The following is a 19,124-nucleotide window of genomic DNA, read 5'->3' as shown; positions in this document are numbered from 1 at the left end:
GTAGGGGCCAGTCCAGGCAGCTTCGCCTCCTTTTTTGAAAGAACATGGAGGCGAAGCCCCTGAGCCTCTACCTTACCCGCCCGCGCAGGCGCCGGGCCACCCAGTCGGCGATCCAGGCGCCGGCGTTGGCGGTGTTGTCCAGGCTGCTGTGATGGATGCCGCCCTCGCGCAGGGTGAATACCTTGAGCTCACGGTCGGAGCTTGCTGTGAGCTGCTCGTAGGAGCGGTGAGCATACTCAAGCGAGATCTGTCGGTCGGCTTCACCATGGGTTACCAGGAACGGTACTTTGATCCGCTCCATCACCCCGTCAAGGTGTACCTGCTCGGCGATGGCCATGAATTCGCTCAGGTCACTGGCACCCCATACCCAACGCACATGCTCCCAGTAATGCGGTACCGGCCGCTCGCCTTCACGGGCCAGCCGGCGCTTCTGCACCTCACCCCAGTCGTGGTTGGCCCCCCAGACCACGCCCAAGGCAAACCGCGGCTCGAACGCCACCGCCCGTGGGCAGTAATAACCGCCCAAGGATACGCCCAACAGGCCGATCCGCTCGAGGTCGATCTCCGGGCGCGTTTGCAGATAGTCCATCACCGGGGTGGCCCATTGCTCGGCATCCACCACGGCAGTCAACCCATGCAGGCGCAGGGCTTCGCCAGTGCCAGGCTGGTCGAGGAACAGGCTGGCAATGCCTCGCCGCGCCAACAGTTCTGGAAACAGGCCGGCGCGGTAAACCATCTCCTTGGTACTGTCCAGGCCATTGATGACCACCAAGCAAGGGGCTGGGCCGGTCACGCCTTCGGCCGGGGTAAACAGGCCCGCCAGGTGCACGCCCTTGTAAGGGATTTCAAACCGCTGGGTGTTTGAGCGCGACAGGGCCAAGCCTTCGCTGAAAGTGCGCAGAAACTTCGCATACAGCGCCTTGCGCGGCGCATAGCCATGGGCCTGCATGCGCTCGGCGGTGATGAAGTACACCGCCGCGCGGTTGAGCTTGTCGCCGGCGCTGAAATGATTGCCAGCAGCCTTGTCCTCTTCAGCCAGCGCTACTAGGTTGTCGCCGCCCGCTTCCCACGCTGCGAGAAATGCCTGGGTGCCTTCGTCATCCCCCTGCCGGGCGATGGCCTTGAGCGGTGCGCACATGGCTTCGATCTCGCCAATCTTTCCGCCCATTTCAATGGCCGCTGCAACCGCCAGGCTCCACACGTAGTTGGTTTCGAAGTACTGGAACATGCTCATGGTTCGATCCTCGGTTCAACGGCGAGTCGCCGGGGCATCGCCCTGGTAGAAAGTCACATCCCAAGGGATGTCGTCCTGCATGAAGGCCGGCGGGTTGCTCATCCATTGAGCCGTGCCGAAGCGAAACTCCCATTCCCGTGGCACCCAGCTGTCGTCCAGGTAATCGGTGTCTGCGCCGTATTCGGCCTCGCCCCCGGTCGGTGAGTTGAAGTAGCAAAATATCGCCGAGGCAATCCGGTGCCGTCCGGTGCCGAGAAAGCCGTGCTGCCAGCCCCGGCGAGTCATATGGTTGGAGCCCACCATTACCTCGTCAAAGTCCTCTACGCCGAAACAGGTGTGATGGAAGCGCGGCACGCCACCGGCCCCTGGGGCCTTGTTGTTGAGCAGGAAGGTGTTGTGGTGCTCGTTGGCGCCATCGGCGCGCAAGTAGGTGCCGATGCCTTTCTGATGGTCAGACAGGCGGAAATTGAGGCGGTCCCGGAAGAACGCGAAGGTGGCCCAGTAATCGTCTACCGCAAATACCACATGGTTGATGGTTTTCGGCCGCGCCCGGGTTCGCCATTTTCGGTGCTGGTTCAACCGGTTCACATTACCCGCCGCATTGACAGGGTCCGGCGCGTAGGTAACTTTTTTTCGCTGAAACACTCGTAAAGCGAGGGCCTGGCCGCAGTCGCTTAGAAAATGCCAGGCGCCATCATCGCCCAACCGTACCTCGCGATCACGGCGCAAGTCGCTCAGTAGTCGTTGCAGGCTGGCGTCGTTGTCCACACCCCATACGGTTTCCTTTACGCCGTAGCCTTCATAGCGCGAAGCAGGAATGGACGGGTGCGTCAGCGCACGCACGATCACCGTGGAGCCTTCGTCAAGCCGGTACACCGTTTCCTCGGCCGAAGCACTGAGCCGTTCCAGGCCAAAATCGTCGAAGAAGCGCGTGGCGGTGGCCACATCTTCAACGCCGTACAGCAGGGTATCAATGCCGACAATGGCCATCTTCAAACCTCCTTTCAAAATGATAAGCACGGCGATTTCAGAAGAGAAAACCGCCGTCCACGTTGAACACCTGGCCTGTCATATACGCCGAGGCGTCGGACACCAGAAACGCCAACACCCCGCATAGGTCATAGGGTTCGCCGGTACGCTTGATCATCTGGCTGTTGCGTACCTGTTCGAACAGCTCCGCTGGGAGGGCGGCGCTGCTGCCAGGGTGGCGAATTAGCCCTGGCGAAAGTGCGTTCACGGTAATGTCGTACTCGCCTAGCTCCATGGCCAATGCGCGAGTGAGGCCTATGACTCCCATCTTCGCGGCGATGTAGGCCATAAAGCCCTTTTGCGGGCGTCCGGTGTTGCTGGATGCCAGGTTGACAATGCGTCCCCAGCCGCGCTCGCGCATGCTCGGCGCGAAGGCCTGGCTGAGCAGGAACGGCGCATCGAGGGTGACCGCGTGGCAATCGCTCCAGTCCAGCAGGGTGGTGGCTTCCAAGCTTTTCAGCGGGATATAGGCCGCGTTGTTCACTAGCACGTCGCAGCGACCGAAGCGCTCCATCACCTGGCCGTACAGGTAGGTGATCTGTTCCGGCTGGCGCAGGTCGCAGGCAAAGCTCTCGGCTTGGCCGCCCTGCTCATGCACCGCGTTGGCGACGTCTGCGGTGTCAACACAATCCACCAAGGCGATGCGCAGCCCGTCTTTGGCCAGGCGCAACGCAAATGCCTGCCCTAGCCCGCCTGCCGCACCGGTGATCAAAGCCACGCGCGTTTCGTTGTGGTTCATGCCATAGCTCCTTCAGTGGCGGCTGTTGAGGCCGAGCAGTTCATCGAACTGGACGTGGAACAACAGTCCGGCGGCGTAGCCGTCGCGGGGGTTGATTCCGGTGTAGGGGTTGAGCCAACTGCTGGTGCCCCAGGTGCGCAGCACAAAGGGGCTGACCACGATGCTGTCGGTGAGGATGAAGTTCGCATCCAGAGACACCCCGAATTCATCCCTCCCCGGCCGGTAGTCGCCACCGCCGGCTGCGGCGTGCGCCTCTTCGAGAAAAGCCTGTTCGCGTGAAGTCAGCCGGGCCCAGTTGAAATTCAGCGAATAGCTGTCAAACGGCCTGCTACGCAAAGGCGCCGAGAGAATCAGCCCAGCATTGGCCTGGGTGGCCACGCCATTGCTGGTGTTCTCGTCGAACGTATGGGTAACGCTGGCAAAGGCCGCTAGGGCGGTCGGGTTCGGTTCCTGCCCTTGGCCTCCATCCAGGCGCCACACTGTCTTTTTGCCTCCCAGGTAAAGCCCGCTGACGCCCTTGCTGGTGGCCGATGCAGCAGTGTCGTCGGCTACTTTGGAGGTGCCGTTGACGGTGTAGTACGGGTCGGTCTGACGACCGTTGTTATGGAAGGCCAGCACCTCCCAGGTTTGTGGATACGCCTCCATACGGTAGTCGCTGCGGTATGCCAGGTTGGCCAGGTACAAGGTGCTCAGCGTGCCGCCGCTGTCGCCTTCGTCGCGCTCCCACCCGTTGGTGAAGGGGTAGGCATTGTTGCTGCGCCAGGCACCGACCTGGGCGCGCAACGCGGGGGTGAAGTCATACCCGATGCGGGCGCTCCAATTGGCATAGGGCGGCGGGTTGATGCCAGCGGTGTCCTGCAGAATGGCGTTCACGCACCCCAGCGGCACATTGCACAGCGGCAGTGCAAAATAGTTGCCGGCATTGCTTTTGCCCACCTCGATGGCGAGCTTGTCGTCGAGCAGCTTCTGCTCGTAGGTGAACAATGTGAGATGGCTTACCTGCGGAACGTAGGGTCCAGGTTTGCCAGCCAGCACGTCGCCCACCTGACCGCCGTAGGTCAGGTTGCTGGTCCAGGGCACATACAGCTGTTCGAAATGCAAGTTGCCGCCAGGCAGTCCCAGCAGCTGGTCAAGATCAAAATCCGCCCCTACGGCGAAAATGGTCAGCGACTCGTGGTTACCCGTACTCAGGCCCACGCTGGGGTTGCGCAGGTAGATTTCCGTCATCGACAGGTGGGGGCTGATGCCATGGGCTTTGAGCCAGCGGCCCTGCTCGGCCAAAGGCTTGTCGCTGGCAGTTGGCGCCGGGGGCTCCACGTTCAGCACCCGGGGCCCGACCTTTTGGTTGGGGTACTCAGTGGCCATGGTGTCGGCCACGGTCTTTGGCTGCTCGGCCCATGTCGGGCACGCCACCGCTATCATCAAGGCACAGGCAACCGCCGCTCGCTCGTTCATGTCGGGTCTCTGTTGTTGTTTTCAGGCTGAGAGAGCCCAGCCGGCGCCAGTCGCGCCGGTTGGGTTACCAATCAAAAGAGGTATGTCACGGGGTAAGCGGCAGGCCCTGAGGTTGACGGCGGACCAGGCTGACCATCAGCGCCAGCACGGTTACGCCCATGCACAGCCAGCCGGCCCAGCCCACGGTGGTTGCCAAGTGCCCGCTGGCCTTGCCTACGGCCACTACCAGCAACGGGCTGCAGAACATGCCCAGGCAATAGCTGCCGTACCACATGCCGGTGCCAAGCCCCCGGCGCTGCCAAGGGAGTTCGCGCATGTTCCAGATGGCCAGGGTAGGCAACATCAGCCCGCAGCCCAGACCGTTGACCAGCGCCACCGCCATGATGCCTTGCCAGCTGTGCATCACCGGTATCACCACGAAACTGGTGGCGATCAGGCCGAACGCCAGCGCCAGGCAGTGAGGCGTGCGCAGCCCCATGCGGCTCAGCGGATGTACTGCCAGCGTACCGAGCACGATCATCACGCTGCAGGCCGAGGCCAGCAGGCCGGCGGTCTGCGGCGAAGGCTCGCCGATGTCGCCTAGCAGATAGGCCATCTGGATCTGCAGCACCATGAACATCACCGCGCCGATAAAGGTCACCATGCAAATGCCCAGCAGCACCCAGGGCCGAAAGCGTGGGCCATTGCCGTTGTGCCGTTCATCTGCGGCCATGCTGGCCACGGCCGGTTCCCATAGCATCACCTTGCTCACCAGCGCCAGCAGCAGCGGCACCGTGTACACCACGTAAGGCATCCGCCAGCTGATCTCGCCCAGGGCGCCACCTACCATGAAGAATACAATGGCCGAACTGGAGGCGAAGGTGGTTTGCAGTGCCAAGTACTTCTGCCGTTGCGCCCCGCTGTAATAGTCGCCGATCAGCATGGTACTGATCGTGACCACTACCGCTTCCACACAGCCCAGGGCCACGCGGCTGACAATGATCGCGTACAGCGAGTCGAGGAACATCGGCAGCACGCCGAACACGCCATAGCCGAAAATGGAACCCACCAGCAACGCCTTGCGCCCGTAGCGATCGGCGAGCAGCCCAACCACCGGGCTAAGCAACGCCACCAGCAGGCCTGGCACGGTAAGCGCCACGGGGATCAGAAATTCGACGTTGGGGACCTGGGCAAAATGCGCCTGCATCTGCGGCAGGCTGGGCGCGATCACGATCGCCGCCATGGGCGACAGGCAGTTGATCAGCAGTAACAGGTAGGTTGCCAGGGTGGCTTTTGACTGGGTAATGCTCAGCGGAGCGTTCATGGTGTCTCCCGTTATTGTTATTAGGTGTACGGAGTGTTCTACAGCGGGTTCAACGTCCTCTCGATCAGCTGCGCCAGGCTGCCGTCATGGCACAGCCCCAGTTGCTCAGCCGCTTCGCTGCGCAATGGCGGATAGCGGCCGAAGGCCGCTTCCAGCGCCTCATTGGGCACAAAGCTGACCGGCGACTGCCCGAAGCGCTGCTGCAGGCCTTCGATCAACGCGCCCATGCTCAGGTGTAACACCGGCAGGGTAAACACCCGCCGCGCTCGAAGCGCCTCGGCTGGCAGCGCGGCAGCGTGCAGCAGGTTGTCCACGCAGCGCACTGCAGACATCCACCACGCCGTGGCCTGCGCCGACACCGGGCATTCGAACGGCTCACCAGCTTTGCTCTTCCAGAACACGTCGCTCATGAAGGCCGACAGCAACCCAGAGGGCTGCGGCGGGCGCGCTACGATACCGGGCAAGCGCAGGCTGATGCCATCAATGGTGCCGCGCCGGCTGAAATCGTCGATCAACAGCTCGCCAATCAGCTTCTGCGTGGCGTAGCTCAGGTGCGGGCGCAACGGGGTGAAGTCGTCTACCACTTCGGGCAATGGCGAGCCATACACGGCGATGGTGCTGGCAAACACCACGCGCGCGGGGGTTGCCTGGCGCTGCAACCCTTCAAGCAAGGCCAGGGTGGCGTCCAGGTTGGCCTGCCGGCCCAGGGCATAGTCGCGCTCGGCCAGCCCGCCCGGCACGCTGGCAAGGTGAAACACCACCTCAGCCGGCGCTTCCAGTGCCGTGGCCAGCAGCGTGGGGTCATCCAGGCTACCAACCAGTTGCTGTACACGCGGGTCATCGGTGGGTGTAGTGAAGCTCAGGTCTACCAGGGTAAGGCGATCCCAGCCAGGCAAGGCGGCAGGGTCGGTGAGAAGCCGACGAGCCAGGGAAGCGCCGACGAAACCGTTGGCCCCGGTGATCAGAATGTGCATGTCAGGCCTCCTGCGCGGGCACGAAGCGATGGTCGATGGCGCCGAACACGCTCTGGCCGTCGTGCCCGAAGATCTCGAACCGCAAGCGGTCGCCGAAACGCAGGAATGGCGTTTTTGCCTCCCCGTGCTCCAGCACTTCCACGGCGCGGCGTTCGGCAAGGCAGGCCGAGCCTGTGCGCGGGTAGTCACGGTTGGAGAACGTGCCCGAGCCCAGTACGGCACCAGCGCGCAGGTTGCGTGTGCGTGCCAGGTGCATCACCAGTTCTGGAAAGCTGAAGTCCATCTCTTCGCCGTTGGGCTCGCCGAAGCGTTCGCCATTGCATTGCACATGCAGCGGCAGCTTCACCCGCCCGTCTGCCCAGGCGTCGCCCAGCTCGTCGGGCGTGACCGCCACCGGCGCGAAGACAGTGCTGGGCTTGGCCCGCAGCGGGCCGAAGCCGATGCTCACTTCCTTGAACAGGTGCGCGCGCAGGCTCACATCATTGAGCAGCATCAGCAACTTGATGTGCCCGGCGGCGGCGTGGGAATCGATGCCCATGGGCACGTCGTCGAGCACCACCGCCACCTCCCCCTCGAAATCGATCTGATGTTCCTCGCCGGGCACCGGGTAGTCGTCGCAGGCGCCGAGAAAATCATCGCCCGCCCCCTGGTAGATGATGGGCACGCCGGCGTCTTTCTTGATGTCCAGTTTGTATGCGCGCTCCATCAGGCTGCCGTGGTTAAGGAACGCCGAGGCGTCGGCCCACTGATACGCGCGAGGCAGCGGTGCCATGGCTTCGCGTGGTTCGAAGGCGAAGGCTTGTGAGGCAAGGTCCGCATTGAGTGAGGCATACACCTGCTGCAACAGCGACTCGCAACGGGCCCAGTCCTCGATGGCCGCTTGCAATGTGCCGGCGATACCACTGGCGAGCACGGCACGGCTCAGGTCGCGGGATACCACTACGAGGCGGCCGTCACGGCTGCCGTCTTTCAAGGTTGCCAGCTTCACAGGGGTGCTCCTTGTTCGGCCCACAAGGCCGGGTATTGGATGAGTTCCAGCAAGTTGCCGCTGTTGTCGCGCAAAAAACCCATGGGCGTACCGCCAATAACGTGCTCGAACACAATGTCGGCGCCCTTGCTTCGCAGCTGGGCGAAGGCGGCTGGCGCGTCCTGCACGGCAAAGCACAAGTGCTTGTGGCCATGGGTGAGCAGGTCCAGGTGCGGCTCGCGGCGGTCCTCTGGCAGAGGCTTGGCGTCTTCGAGTTGGAACAGCTCGATGCGGTAGTCGCCATGGCGAATGAACGCCACCTCGGCCGGAATCTGCTCGATAAAGGCACGGCTTTCCAACTCGAAACCGAACATCAGGTGGTACCAGTCGATAGCCTCGTCCAGGTCCGGCACGCTGATGCCGCCGTGGTGAGGTTTGAGTGCGAATACGTCGCTCATGGTGCCCTCAGCTCAATGCTCTGCCGCCATCCACAGGGATGACCGCGCCGGTGGTAAAGGTGAGGTGAGAGGCCGCTGCCACTACGGCCTGGGCCACTTGCTCTGGCAGGGCCAGGCGGCCAAGGGGCGTGCGTTGCGCCTGCTCGTCACGCCAGTCGCTGGCCAACCCTTGCACGAATTCGGTGTCGGCCAGGCCCGGCGCGACCGACACCACCCGCACGGCGGGTGCCAAGGCTCGCGCCAGGGACGCGGTCAGGTTGTCCAGCGCGGCCTTGGAGGCACAGTAGGCGATGTTGCTGCCCATGGCCGTACGCGCAGCGATCGAGCTGATATTCACCACGAGTCCATTGCTCCTGGCCTGCAGCAGCGGCTGGAATGCCCGAACGCAGGCGATGGCGCCGCGCACATTGGTGGCGAAAATGTGGTCGATCAGATCATCGTCCAGCCCGAGCAAGTCCCCGTGTGGCACGAAGCGAGTGACACCGGCACAGTTCACCAGCAGGTCGCAATGGCCATGGCGAGCATCAACCAATGCCGCCAGTTCATTGAGCGCGTTGCTGTCAGTGACCGGTGCCGAGGCGGCCCAGTGGCCAGCGTCTACGGGCGGCAGATTCTGAGCCAGGGCCTGAGCTGCCAACGCTGAATGGTGATAACCCACCACCACGCTGGCGCCCTCCTCGGCCAACGCCTGGCAAATGGCCTGGCCCAGACCGCCAGTGGCCCCGGTGACTACCGCCACCCTGCCTGCAAGCCTGCTCATGCGCGGGCCGCCTGGAAGCGCCGCACGCGGATGTCGGCTTGTTCCTTGTGGCCAGAGAAGTGCTCGAGCGCGCATAGCCGGGAACACACCTCACCAACGGCCACGCTGGCTTCATCGGTGAGCACGCGCTGGTAGGTATGGGTCTTGATGAACTTGCCCACCCACAACCCGCCGGTGTAACGGCCAGCGCCCATGGTGGGCAGGGTGTGGTTGGTGCCGATTACCTTGTCGCCGTAGGCCACGTTGGTGCGATGGCCGAGGAACAGGCCGCCGTAGCAGGTCATGCGTTCGAAGAACCACTCGGGGTCGCAGGTCATCACTTGCACATGCTCGGAACACAGCCGCTCGGATTCAGCGAGCACTTCCTCGTCGCTGTCGCACAGGATGATTTCGCCGTAGTCGCGCCACGCCACGCTGGCCACCGGCGCAGTGTCCAGCCGTGCCAGCACCTGCTCGATGGCCGCGGGCAGTTCTTCGGCCAGTCGGCTGCTGGTAGTCAGGCACACCGCCGGCGACGTAGGGCCATGTTCTGCCTGGCCCAGCAGATCCACGGCCACCAGTTCGGCGTCCACGCTGTCATCGCAGATCACTAGGGTTTCGGTTGGTCCCGCAAACAGGTCGATACCCACGCGCCCGTATAGCTGGCGCTTGGCCTCGGCGACGTAGGCATTGCCTGGGCCGACGATCATGTCCACGGGCGCGATATGCTCGGTACCCAGGGCCATGGCCGCCACGCCTTGAACGCCGCCCATCACGTAGATTTCATCGGCACCGGCCAGCGCCATGGCGGCGACGATTTCTGCCGAGGGCTTGCCTTCGAACGGCGGCGCGCAGGCGATCACCCGCTTTACGCCTGCCACCTTGGCAGTAAGCACGCTCATGTGCGCCGAGGCCAGCAGCGGGTATTTGCCCCCGGGGATATAGCAACCCACGGCGTTGACCGGGATGTTCTTGTGGCCCAGCACAACACCCGGCAAGGTTTCAACCTCGACGTCGCGCAGCGATAGCAACTGCACCTGGGCGAAACGGCGAATCTGCGCCTGGGCAAATTTGATATCCGCGATGGCCTGGGCCGGCAGGCTGTCGATGCAGGCCTGGATCTGTGCCTGGCTCAACCGCAGGTCAGTGGGGCTCCAGCTATCGAACTTCTCGGAATACTCCCGCACTGCCGCCTCGCCCCGTTGCTCCACCGCGCTGATGATCTGCTCTACTGTGTCACGCACCTGAGCATTGAGCTCGGCTTTGTGCGCGGCAGGCTTGCCTCTTTTCAAATAACGAATCATGGCCTGTGTTCCTTGTTGTTGAGTGTCAGCGCCAGTGCACCAGCGCCTGGCCCGCCACGGGCGAGCGGAAGTACGGAATACGGGTACCTTGCAAGCTGCCCAGGTACACCGTTTGAAGGTCCGGACCGCCAAAGGTGATGCTGGCCATCCACGGCGCAAGAGTGCCGCGAGTGGCTTGCATGATCTGCGGGGTCAGGGTTTTCGCGCGGTAATGGGCGTTGAGCACGGCGATGGCCTCCGGGTTGCCGTCGTCCAGCAGCGTCAGTACCTCGCCGTCCGGGGTAAGGGCGATCAGCTTGTCGCTCATCACCAGGGTTACCCAAAGGTTGCCAAAGCAGTCGAAGGCAAAACCGTCCGGGAAGCCTTCCAGCTCAGCAGGGCCGAACACTTCGCGGTCACCCAGCGAGCCATCGGGGCGCAGACGCAGGCGCGAGATCCGGCGCACATTGCTTTCCACCACGTACAGCCACTCCTGGCGGTCGTCGAAGCGGATTTCGTTGGTGCCGCCGAAGCCCTCGGCGACTACACGAATGCCGTGCTCGTCGATCACTCCGATGTAGCCGTCCAGCACGCCGGAATTGATCGAGTCGGTCCAGGGCTGCATCGTGGTGGTGACCGTGAACCAGATCCGCCCCTGGCGATCCCGCAGCGGGAAGTTGGTCTTGCCCAGGGGCTTGCCGTCCAATTGATCGAACAACACCTGCAGGTTGCCTCGGCGATCAAGTTTTTCTATACGGTCCAGGCCCCAGTTGCAGATGATGAAGTCACCGTTTTCGGTCAGCGCCAGGCCGTTGGGCAGCGAAGCGCCCTGGGATTGCACGTAGCGGGCTTCGAAGCTGGCGTCACTGCTCGGCGCCTGGGCCGGGGCCAACAGGGTTTGCTCGCCGTGGGCCGCGATGTGCATCACCCCACCGCGTGCATCGGCGGCCCAGAGGCTGCCATCAGGCTGGGCAATGATGCATTCGGGGCGTTGCAGGTCGTGACCGATGAATCCAATGGCGTCGCGATCGACCTGCCAGTCTTTGAGTGGGTTGCGGTTCATGGAGCGTCCTTGTGCAGCGCGTCAGATGGGTTCGGAAACCACGCGGATCATCTTGGCCATCAGCCCGGCGAAATCGGCTTCAGGCGTAGGCCGTTGCTCCCACTCACCGATCTGCACCGAGCCTTCGTTGATGAACTTACAGCGCTCGTAGCGGCGGGCCATAAAGCCGTCCAGTACTGCTTGCGTCTTTAGCCCGGCGCCGCAGAGTTCGCCGAGCACCACGGCGTCTTCCACCGCTTGCGCCGCACCCTGGCCCATGTGTGGGGTAGTGGCGTGCGCCGCGTCGCCGATCAACAGCACCCGGCCGCGGTACCAAGGCGCTGGCATCAGCAATGCCTCCAGCGGGCGGTACACCACCTGGCTGTTGTCGGTGATCTGCGCGCTCAGCTCGGGTACCAAGCCGCCATAGCCTTCAAGTCGCTTGCGAAATTCCGCCGCCAAGGTATCTGGGTCGAAAAAGGGGTTACCGGGTTCCTCGAACACCGAGAGGATGTAGAGGCTGTCTTCGGTGAGTGGGGTATAACCGGCCTTGCCGCCAGGCTTGCCCTCGAACATGTGCGACCACAGCAGGTCCTTGGGCCGGGGCAGGTTGTAGCGCCACACCCCCTGGCCAGTGAAACGCGGGCGATAGTGCTCACCGAACACCCTGGCGCGCACCTTGGAATACACACCATCGGCGCCGACCACCAGGTCGTAGTCGCCGCTGCTGCCGTCGGTGAACCGCACCGACACCTTGTGTTCGCTTTGTTCGATGTCGCTGAAGGTCACGCCCAGCCGCAGGATCGCGCCGTTCTGCGCGACCGCATCCAGCAATACCTTGTGCAAGGCGGGCCGGGTAAGGCCCAGGTTGGCGGGGTAATCCTCACCCGCCAGGCGGGCGCCGCTAAGTTCGGCCTTCACTTGACCCTGCTGGTTGCAGATGCGCAGGCCGTTGTAGGGGAAGCCCGCCGCCACTGCCGCGTCAGCGATGCCCAGTTGCGCCATGGCCCGGATGCAGTTGGCCTGCACCACAATGCCCACGTGGTACACCTTGGCCTGGGGGTTGATCTCCACGATCTCCACCGCCACCCCAGCCCTGCGTAGGGCGATCGCGGCGCTCAACCCGCCGATCCCCGCGCCCACTATCAGCACGTTCCTGATCTCGCTCATCCAGCGTGTCTCCGGTTTTATTGTTGTGCCCCGCCAGGCGCTGGCGGCGAGGTATGAGCCTCACACTACGCAGCGGCGGGGTATGCCGGAAATTGTTTGTTCGGATGCCTGTCATCCATGGCGTGGATGACTGGTCACGGCCAGCGTGCCGGGGTATAAACACCGCAAATGCTGGTGCCCATAACCATAAGAAGATCCCCCACATGCGCTTCCACGGCCTGGACCTGAATCTGCTGGTAGTGCTGGACGTGTTGCTCGCTGAACAAAACATCACCCGCGCCGGCGAGCGGCTGTTTCTCAGCCAACCGGCCACAAGCGCGGCATTGGCCCGCCTGCGAACCTATTTCGAAGACGATTTACTCGTGCAGATCGGCCGCCGGATGGTGCGCACCCCGATGGGTGAAACCCTGGCACAACCGGTGCGTGACCTGCTCATTCAGATGCGCGCCACGCTGGAAAACCGCAGTCAGTTCCAGCCGGAACAGGCCATCCGCACCTTCACCTTGATGGCCTCCGATTACGTGGGCATGGTGCTGATGCCTGAAGTGAGTCTTCGCTTGCGCGAGTTAGCGCCCAAGTGCTCGCTTGAGCTGTTCTCGCCCAACGACGATGCCATTCATGAAATCGAGCGGGGGCACCTGGATTTTTTGCTGCTGCCCGATACGCAACTGATGGAGGGCCACCCCTCCAGCCCATTGTTCGACGACATTTTCGTGTGCGTGGTGTGCCGCGAGCAGGGCCCAGCGACGCTCTCGTTCGATGACTACAAGCAGCTCGGCCACGTGCTGGTGCGCTGGGGCAACGAACACCGCACCCCCACCGTGGATGAGTGGTTTCTACGCCGTTTCGACTTCGAGCGCCGGGTGGAGGTAACTACCCACACCTTCAACAGCGTGCCTCCCTATGTGATCGGCACTCGCCGCATCGCCACCATGCACCGCCGTCTCGCCGAGCGCTGGGTGGAATACCTGCCGTTACGCATCCTGCCCGCCCCCTGGGCGGCACCGGAACTCACCATCGCGTTGCAATGGAACAAATACCGCCAGCACGACCCGGGGCTGGCGTGGTTGCGAAACCTGATCATCGAGACGGCGCAAGGGTTGGGTTAGGTGTGGTCCCATACAGCCCGAGCGGCGAGGATTTCAGGCGCCTGGCCTTCCAGCCATTCCAGTAATCCTTCCAGCCGCTGCGCCAGCGCAACGCCCAGTGTCGTAAGCCGATATTCCACCTGGGGCGGGATAGTCGGGATTACCGTGCGGGACACCATGCCGTCGCGCTCGAAGGCACGCAGCTTGAGGGTAAGGATGCGCTGGGACAGCTCCGCGTCGGCCATGGCGTTCACCTGCCGTTGAAGCTCGGTGAAGCGCAGCATCCCGGTTTTCAGGATCAACAACAGCAGCGGGCTCCAGCGATCGCCAAGCCGGCCGAGGGTTTCCCGGATAGGGCCGTGCGGATCATTGCCGTTGTGCAGTACCCGCGCGCGCAAGCGCTCCAGGGCCTGCTGCTGGGTTGCTTGCGGGGCTTGAGTGTCGGGATTTTCCACGCGGTGATGTTCCTGCGGTTGGTAGAGGCACGCACATTGAGGTAACCGACCCACATTAAAGTGCGATCTTCCAGGCCTGCAAAGCCTACTCCTAGAATCGCCCCACAGCCCAGCCACTGGCACGGCTGCCAACAACAATAAAACCCTGTGGGAAGGTGCAGATGAACCATTACGACGTGGTCGCAATCGGCGGAGGGCACAACGGCCTGGTCGCCGCGGCCTACCTGGCCAAGGCCGGAAAAAAGGTGCTGGTGCTGGAGCGCAAGGATTACGTGGGCGGTGGCGTGTCTACCCGCCAGCTCAACACACCGGGTTTCTGGCACGACGAGCACTCCAGCGTGCACATCATGATCCAGGGCAACCCAATGATCACCCAGGACGAGCTGGGCCTGTTCAGCCGGTTCGGGCTCAAATACAACTATTCCGACATTCCTCACGCCACGGTCTTCGAGGACGGCAGTTCGCTGATCACCTATCGCGACCTGGACAAAGCCTGCGCGTCCATCGCGACGGTATCCGAACGTGACGCCAACACCTACCGCGAGCTGGCCTTGAAGGCCGGTGGGCTGCTGCCGCTGTTCCTCTCCGGGTTTTATTCGCCGCCGCTGCCCATGGGCGCCATGGTGGCGATGCTCGACCAGAGCCTGGAAGGCCGCGAGCTGTTCGATGCCATGCAGCGCAGCACGCTAGACATCATCGATAACCTGTTCGAACACGACAAGGTGAAGATCCACTTGCTGCGGGTGATCGCCGAGAACCTGCAGATGCCCGACGAACTGGGCACAGGGATGGGCGTGTATGCCTTTGTCGGGATCATGCACACCCACGGCGTGTCGCAACCGGTGGGCGGCAGCGGCAAGCTGTCCGAGGCCCTCGCCCGCTGCATCGAGCACCACGGCGGCGAAATCCGGTGCAATGCCGAAGTGCGCAAGGTCGTGGTATCCGATGGCCGCGCGGCGGGCGTAGAGCTGGCTGACGGTGAACGTATCCTTGCCAAGGATGCGGTGATCGGCGCGCTTCACCCCCATGTGATCAAGCGCTTTGTGGACGGGCTGGACCCGGGTGTGATCGCCCGCGCCGAACGCGCCACCCTTGCCCCCTTCAGCCTGTTCGTGAGCCACTACGATTTGCATCGCCAGGCTGAATTTCACGCAGGCCCTGACGTGGGCCGCGCCACCATGCTGACCATGATGAGCAGTGATCGCCTGAGCGACATGCTGGATGATTTCGATGCCTTGCGGCGCGGCCGCGTGTCCACGCGGCGGCTGGTGGCGGGCGGAGATGAAAGCATCAACGACCCTACCCGCGTGCCGACTGGCAAGGGGATGTTCCATGGTATGACCTTCGCGCCCTACAACCTAGCCGAAGGCGGCGCTGCGCGCTGGGACGAGTACAAGGAGGAATTCGGCGACCTGAGCCTGCAGGCCTACCGCAAGTTCGTGAAAAACCTGACGCCCGACAACATCATCGCCCGCACCCTGTGCTCGCCACTGGACCTGGAGCGCAGCTCGCCCAATTCCATGGTCAAGGGCGACGTGCACGGGGTGGCGCCGTACTTCTATCAAAACTTCGCCCACCGCCCCACGCCCGACCTGGGTCGCCTGACCGTGCCAGGGCTAGACAACCTCTACTTGGTAGGGCCGTTCATGCACCCCGGCGGTGGTGTATTCGGCGCCGGCCGCGCAACGGCCATCAAGGTGTTCGACGACCTGGGCATGGATTTCGACCGCGTGACGAGGAACTGACCATGAAGATATTCGGCAGCGACAACAGTGAGCTGATGGCGGTGAATGCCATCGAACGTAGCGGCAACGAACTGCTGATCAAGGGCAAGATCTTCGGCGCCATGCCCATGGTCGCCCGCCTGCGTCCGGAGGAAGCCCGGGCGGCGCTGAAGATGCTCGACCTCAAGACCGTGTTGTTCCTGCTCAGCCTGGTGTTTCGGGCTCGAGTAGGCAAGATGAAATCCAAGGCTGGCTCAGAGACTGCCAGACGCTGAGTGCCAAGATCGCCCTCATAGGTCTGCCCAATTTGTCACTTAGCGTGACAAACTACGGCCTTCCCTTATCGAGGGCCGTCTTTTAATCATGTTGGATGAGCGGAGAGCAAAGTGAATCGCTCCTGGTTTCGTAGACGCCTGCGACTGATTGCTTTTGACTGACCGCTCAGGGTCGGTAGGGGTCGTTCTCAAATGGCGGGATCATGATTCACCTTAGCAATGCAGACTTGGCAGCAAGCGTCGCTGCTGTCATCCCATTGGACTGAATGACGCCGCCGAGCAATACCGCCTTTTTTCGGAGTCACCGCTACCTCCGCTACTCTGCGTGCTTCGGCACTGCTGCATGAACCACTGCTTGGCGCCCTTGCGGCATTCGCGATAGTCGATCGAACCCTGGCGGTGATTACGGCATACGCTCGACGTATCAACTTCGTTGTCCACCACCTGCCAGGTGGCCAGGTAGCTCCCATGGCCATCCCAGCCAGGAATCACTTGGGTTTCTGTTCCGTTGACGTGTTCCCTCCGGTCACTTACCGGGCGCGCCGCGCGCTCGGCCCGGTACTGCTTCAAATACGCCGCTGACACGAGGCCTTGGCGAGGTTGGGTCTCCATGCGGGGAGGCGGTACGTTGCCAAAGCGGCATCGCAGCACCTCCTCATTGATCACAGTGCTACCCGCCAAGCAGTCGGCCAGAGGCCGGGCCTGGGCACGAGCCGGTGCCGAAGCGAGCGCCGTCGCAGGCGCGCTAATCGGAAGCGCGGGGCGAGTGACCGGCTGGGCGGGCAAGGCCGCTTCCGCGAGGGTGGAGGACTCAGGCTGCCAATAGGCTTTGAGGTGCGCCCAGCTCACGCCAAGGGCCACCACGACGGTCAGTCCTCCGATCCACAAGGCCGGACTCATGCGCGACGGTGAACGCCGATGCGGCGACAGCGGCTCCAGCGCCGTCAATGGCGATTCGAGTCGATCCCTGTCGATGACTTCCGGGCGGTTACGCCGTGGCATTACCCTCTCCTGTGTGCGGCTGTGCGACGCCGCGGTGGGGCGTTCATTGGGCGATTGATGGAATGTCGGCAATGCCGATGCCAGGTGCCTATCAGGCAGTCGGTTGCAGCGTTATCGGCCGTGGCGGGCAGAACCTAAGTAATATGCCCGCACAGGAACGATTCGAACGGTACCACTTCACTTCGGCTCAACCGACACCACGTCTGCATAGCAAAATTTCTTCCGTGCCGCCTTCACCGTTTCCTGCTCCGCCAGCAGGGTGCTCAGCATATCGGCCTCATGCACGAGTTCTTCCGTTTCGCCTTCAAAGACATTCCCCACTCGCAGCTTGACCTTGAGTCGCGGCGTAAACGCTTTCTCAACCTTCCGCTTCTTCGCCTCGACCGTCGGCACCACGATGACCACATCCGGGCTGGCCTCCAGCGGATCAGGGATGTGCATATGCTTAGGGGCCGGTGCTTCCGCAGCGCCAAACAAGGCGCGGCGCATTTCTGCTTCGATCAGGTCAGTCATGGTTGTCTCAATGTGTTAAAGCTTCATGAGGGCGTAGCGCCGCGCACAGGCAGCTTCGGATCTTAGACTGCTTCAGGTTCGGTTGAACGGTGCTTTAGCGAGCTGCTTCCCTCTTTCACCGGAATCAGCTTCATCCGAAACCTCAGCTCACCCCTGCCCTTCCGATTTTGCCTGTAACAGGGCCTCATAGCGTGCTTCGAGGCGCTCGTGGGCTTTTTGCAACTGCTGCACCTGTGCAGCAAGGCTGTCGGCTTGCGCGCGGTACCCGGCAGTTTCCTCCTTGGCGTCCGAGCGCTGCACCCGCAGCCGGTCGACCATATTGCGACTCTGCGCCAGTTCCCGGGCCAGCCGTTCGGTCTCCATTTGGGCGAACTCGCGGGTTTTTGGCAGGCCGCTGCGGGTAGCAGAAGGTGTACTCACGACAGTGCTCAGGTGAACGGATTGAATGGCTTTTCAGCAGCCGGTTTTTAAAGGACTAGACCCCTGTTTTGGGACGCAAACGGGCCAAAACGGCAAAACATGAGAGACTTTCCGATAGTTATATCCCTACTATAAGTGATATAGGGACTGGCCGGCCCGGACTTGATCCATGAGCAGCACAATCTTCCGAACATCTCCATGCGCTCCCCATCGCTGTCCCACCTCCGGTTGTACCGTGCGCTCGAATATCGCTATCCCATTTAAACCGCGTAGGGTGAGGGTCAGCTCGGCGATAGCAGGTGCAGTGTCCACCTTTGGCCGGGAGCGGGCGGAACTCCCAGAGGCAATCGGCGCCCTGTAGGAACCGGCTCGCGCAGCGCTTCTATCAGTTCAGCGTTTGGCGCCAGCACCGCCGGTAGCGCGGTAACCTTCGTAAGGATGGTAAGGTTATAAGCATGGAGGTCCAGCCGCTGCTCGGACAAGCGCGACTCCTCCATCAATGCTTCATGGCTGGCGTGGCGCATGGCAAACCCGGCGCTGAGCAAAGTGCCGGCCAGCGTGGGGGCGCACCTAACATCAGCGGCGACCGGTCGTTAAGCCCGATACCAGGGGCGACTCGCCAGCCCCTGCCCACCTTACCCGCGCTTCGGCAGGGTCCAGTTCGGCCGAATGAAGTGGCAGGTATAGCCGTTGGGAATGCGCTCCAGGTAATCCTGGTGCTCGGGTTCCGCTTCCCAGAAGGGGCCCGCCGGCTCGATCTCGGTCACCACCGGCCCTGGCCACAGCTTCGAAGCGTCCACATCTTTCACGGTGTCCAGTGCCACCTCACGCTGTTCGTCGGTCAGGTAGTAGATGGCCGAGCGATAGCTGGGGCCCAGGTCGTTACCCTGCCGGTTCGGGGTGCTGGGGTCATGGATCTGGAAGAAGAATTCGAGGATCTTGCGGTAACTGATCACCGTGGGGTCGAAGACGATCTCGATAGCCTCGGCATGAGTGCCATGGTTGCGGTAGGTCGCATTGGATACGTCGCCACCGGTATAGCCCACTCGGGTATGCAGCACGCCAGGGTAACGTCGCAGCAGATCCTGCATACCCCAGAAGCAGCCGCCAGCGAGGATAGCGGTTTCGGTTTGGGTGTTCATGGCGGAGGCTGTTTCCTTCGAATGCGGTAGATACTGCAATTGATATGGGCGGGTTTCGCAAATCCAAGGGCGTAGGCTGAAACACTTTCCCAGAAAGCCACCAGCGCTGCGC

The 19,124-nt window shown here is 62.6% G+C and carries 20 protein-coding genes; 3 read left to right on the top strand and 17 right to left on the bottom strand.

Going from position 1 to position 19,124, the window contains the following annotated elements; genetic code table 11:
* Positions 1-67: 67 nt before the first annotated feature.
* The 12 genes from BN1188_RS12190 to BN1188_RS12135 form a co-directional block, all read right to left on the bottom strand.
* Complete coding sequence (locus tag BN1188_RS12190) at positions 68-1,228, bottom strand: alpha/beta hydrolase family protein (RefSeq protein WP_040263889.1); 1,161 nt, start codon at positions 1,226-1,228, stop codon at positions 68-70.
* Between the two features lie 21 nt (positions 1,229-1,249).
* Complete coding sequence (locus BN1188_RS12185; protein WP_040261745.1) at positions 1,250-2,224, bottom strand: VOC family protein; 975 nt, start codon at positions 2,222-2,224, stop codon at positions 1,250-1,252.
* A 37-nt stretch (positions 2,225-2,261) separates the two neighbouring features.
* Positions 2,262-3,002, bottom strand: coding sequence for an SDR family NAD(P)-dependent oxidoreductase (locus BN1188_RS12180; protein ID WP_040261744.1), 741 nt, complete (start codon positions 3,000-3,002; stop codon positions 2,262-2,264).
* A gap of 12 nt (positions 3,003-3,014) precedes the next feature.
* Positions 3,015-4,457, bottom strand: a complete 1,443-nt coding sequence (locus BN1188_RS12175) for a carbohydrate porin (RefSeq protein WP_040261743.1) — start codon at positions 4,455-4,457, stop codon at positions 3,015-3,017.
* An 85-nt stretch (positions 4,458-4,542) separates the two neighbouring features.
* Positions 4,543-5,760, bottom strand: a complete 1,218-nt coding sequence (locus BN1188_RS12170) for an MFS transporter (RefSeq protein WP_040261742.1) — start codon at positions 5,758-5,760, stop codon at positions 4,543-4,545.
* Positions 5,761-5,798: 38 nt separating this feature from the next.
* Positions 5,799-6,734, bottom strand: a complete 936-nt coding sequence (locus BN1188_RS12165) for an NAD-dependent epimerase/dehydratase family protein (RefSeq protein WP_040261741.1) — start codon at positions 6,732-6,734, stop codon at positions 5,799-5,801.
* Position 6,735: 1 nt separating this feature from the next.
* A complete protein-coding gene (locus tag BN1188_RS12160) occupies positions 6,736-7,722 on the bottom strand; it encodes a fumarylacetoacetate hydrolase family protein (RefSeq protein ID WP_040261740.1) in 987 nt (328 codons plus the stop codon).
* Positions 7,719-8,159, bottom strand: a complete 441-nt coding sequence (locus tag BN1188_RS12155; RefSeq protein ID WP_040261739.1) for a VOC family protein — start codon at positions 8,157-8,159, stop codon at positions 7,719-7,721. Before BN1188_RS12155 ends, BN1188_RS12160 begins: the two co-directional genes overlap by 4 nt.
* A 7-nt stretch (positions 8,160-8,166) precedes the next feature.
* A complete protein-coding gene (locus BN1188_RS12150; protein ID WP_040261738.1) occupies positions 8,167-8,919 on the bottom strand; it encodes an SDR family NAD(P)-dependent oxidoreductase in 753 nt (250 codons plus the stop codon).
* On the bottom strand, positions 8,916-10,202 hold the full coding sequence (hisD, locus tag BN1188_RS12145; RefSeq protein WP_040261737.1) for a histidinol dehydrogenase: 1,287 nt from the start codon (positions 10,200-10,202) through the stop codon (positions 8,916-8,918). Before hisD ends, BN1188_RS12150 begins: the two co-directional genes overlap by 4 nt.
* Before the next feature lie 25 nt (positions 10,203-10,227).
* Positions 10,228-11,244, bottom strand: coding sequence for an SMP-30/gluconolactonase/LRE family protein (locus tag BN1188_RS12140; RefSeq protein ID WP_040261736.1), 1,017 nt, complete (start codon positions 11,242-11,244; stop codon positions 10,228-10,230).
* Between the two features lie 21 nt (positions 11,245-11,265).
* Positions 11,266-12,393: an FAD-dependent oxidoreductase gene (locus tag BN1188_RS12135; protein ID WP_040261735.1), complete on the bottom strand. Its 1,128-nt coding sequence runs from the start codon at positions 12,391-12,393 to the stop codon at positions 11,266-11,268.
* A 203-nt stretch (positions 12,394-12,596) separates the two neighbouring features.
* Here BN1188_RS12135 and BN1188_RS12130 point away from each other — a divergent pair, with 203 nt between their 5' ends.
* Entirely contained in the window at positions 12,597-13,502 is a 906-nt protein-coding gene (locus tag BN1188_RS12130) for a LysR family transcriptional regulator (RefSeq protein WP_040261734.1), read from the top strand.
* Here BN1188_RS12130 and BN1188_RS12125 read toward each other — a convergent pair.
* Complete coding sequence (locus BN1188_RS12125; RefSeq protein WP_084596212.1) at positions 13,499-13,936, bottom strand: winged helix-turn-helix transcriptional regulator; 438 nt, start codon at positions 13,934-13,936, stop codon at positions 13,499-13,501. The two genes, BN1188_RS12130 and BN1188_RS12125, sit on opposite strands and share 4 nt — an antisense overlap.
* Before the next feature lie 161 nt (positions 13,937-14,097).
* Here BN1188_RS12125 and BN1188_RS12120 point away from each other — a divergent pair, with 161 nt between their 5' ends.
* On the top strand, positions 14,098-15,681 hold the full coding sequence (locus tag BN1188_RS12120) for a phytoene desaturase family protein (protein WP_040261733.1): 1,584 nt from the start codon (positions 14,098-14,100) through the stop codon (positions 15,679-15,681).
* Positions 15,682-15,683: 2 nt separating this feature from the next.
* Positions 15,684-15,935, top strand: a complete 252-nt coding sequence (locus BN1188_RS12115; protein WP_040261732.1) for a hypothetical protein — start codon at positions 15,684-15,686, stop codon at positions 15,933-15,935.
* Between the two features lie 249 nt (positions 15,936-16,184).
* On the opposite strand, the gene BN1188_RS12110 is transcribed toward BN1188_RS12115, so the two are convergent.
* The 4 genes from BN1188_RS12110 to msrA form a co-directional block, all read right to left on the bottom strand.
* Positions 16,185-16,937 (bottom strand): hypothetical protein, encoded by a 753-nt coding sequence (locus tag BN1188_RS12110; protein ID WP_052469257.1) that lies wholly within the window; start codon positions 16,935-16,937, stop codon positions 16,185-16,187.
* A gap of 177 nt (positions 16,938-17,114) precedes the next feature.
* On the bottom strand, positions 17,115-17,450 hold the full coding sequence (locus tag BN1188_RS12105) for a hypothetical protein (protein WP_040261731.1): 336 nt from the start codon (positions 17,448-17,450) through the stop codon (positions 17,115-17,117).
* 147 nt (positions 17,451-17,597) lie between these two features.
* Entirely contained in the window at positions 17,598-17,870 is a 273-nt protein-coding gene (locus tag BN1188_RS12100) for a hypothetical protein (RefSeq protein ID WP_040261730.1), read from the bottom strand.
* Positions 17,871-18,505: 635 nt separating this feature from the next.
* A complete protein-coding gene (msrA, locus tag BN1188_RS12090) occupies positions 18,506-19,012 on the bottom strand; it encodes a peptide-methionine (S)-S-oxide reductase MsrA (protein ID WP_040261728.1) in 507 nt (168 codons plus the stop codon).
* Positions 19,013-19,124: the final 112 nt, after the last annotated feature.

It is taken from the genome of Pseudomonas massiliensis (assembly GCF_000826105.1).
Classification (GTDB): domain Bacteria; phylum Pseudomonadota; class Gammaproteobacteria; order Pseudomonadales; family Pseudomonadaceae; genus Aquipseudomonas; species Aquipseudomonas massiliensis.
Note: the sequence above shows the minus strand (reverse complement) of the source record. Positions and strands in the feature narration are given on the sequence as shown.

Excerpts from the sequence above, each read along its gene's own strand:
- BN1188_RS12135 (WP_040261735.1), bottom strand. The coding sequence starts at position 12,393 with ATGAGCGAGATCAGGAACGTGCTGATAGTGGGCGCGGGGATCGGCGGG.
- BN1188_RS12115 (WP_040261732.1), top strand. The coding sequence starts at position 15,684 with ATGAAGATATTCGGCAGCGACAACAGTGAGCTGATGGCGGTGAATGCC.
- BN1188_RS12165 (WP_040261741.1), bottom strand. The coding sequence starts at position 6,734 with ATGCACATTCTGATCACCGGGGCCAACGGTTTCGTCGGCGCTTCCCTG.
- BN1188_RS12180 (WP_040261744.1), bottom strand. The coding sequence starts at position 3,002 with ATGAACCACAACGAAACGCGCGTGGCTTTGATCACCGGTGCGGCAGGC.
- BN1188_RS12175 (WP_040261743.1), bottom strand. The coding sequence starts at position 4,457 with ATGAACGAGCGAGCGGCGGTTGCCTGTGCCTTGATGATAGCGGTGGCG.
- BN1188_RS12155 (WP_040261739.1), bottom strand. The coding sequence starts at position 8,159 with ATGAGCGACGTATTCGCACTCAAACCTCACCACGGCGGCATCAGCGTG.
- BN1188_RS12120 (WP_040261733.1), top strand. The coding sequence starts at position 14,098 with ATGAACCATTACGACGTGGTCGCAATCGGCGGAGGGCACAACGGCCTG.
- hisD (WP_040261737.1), bottom strand. The coding sequence starts at position 10,202 with ATGATTCGTTATTTGAAAAGAGGCAAGCCTGCCGCGCACAAAGCCGAG.
- BN1188_RS12190 (WP_040263889.1), bottom strand. The coding sequence starts at position 1,228 with ATGTTCCAGTACTTCGAAACCAACTACGTGTGGAGCCTGGCGGTTGCA.
- msrA (WP_040261728.1), bottom strand. The coding sequence starts at position 19,012 with ATGAACACCCAAACCGAAACCGCTATCCTCGCTGGCGGCTGCTTCTGG.
- BN1188_RS12150 (WP_040261738.1), bottom strand. The coding sequence starts at position 8,919 with ATGAGCAGGCTTGCAGGCAGGGTGGCGGTAGTCACCGGGGCCACTGGC.
- BN1188_RS12170 (WP_040261742.1), bottom strand. The coding sequence starts at position 5,760 with ATGAACGCTCCGCTGAGCATTACCCAGTCAAAAGCCACCCTGGCAACC.
- BN1188_RS12110 (WP_052469257.1), bottom strand. The coding sequence starts at position 16,937 with ATGCCACGGCGTAACCGCCCGGAAGTCATCGACAGGGATCGACTCGAA.
- BN1188_RS12105 (WP_040261731.1), bottom strand. The coding sequence starts at position 17,450 with ATGACTGACCTGATCGAAGCAGAAATGCGCCGCGCCTTGTTTGGCGCT.
- BN1188_RS12130 (WP_040261734.1), top strand. The coding sequence starts at position 12,597 with ATGCGCTTCCACGGCCTGGACCTGAATCTGCTGGTAGTGCTGGACGTG.
- BN1188_RS12185 (WP_040261745.1), bottom strand. The coding sequence starts at position 2,224 with ATGGCCATTGTCGGCATTGATACCCTGCTGTACGGCGTTGAAGATGTG.
- BN1188_RS12140 (WP_040261736.1), bottom strand. The coding sequence starts at position 11,244 with ATGAACCGCAACCCACTCAAAGACTGGCAGGTCGATCGCGACGCCATT.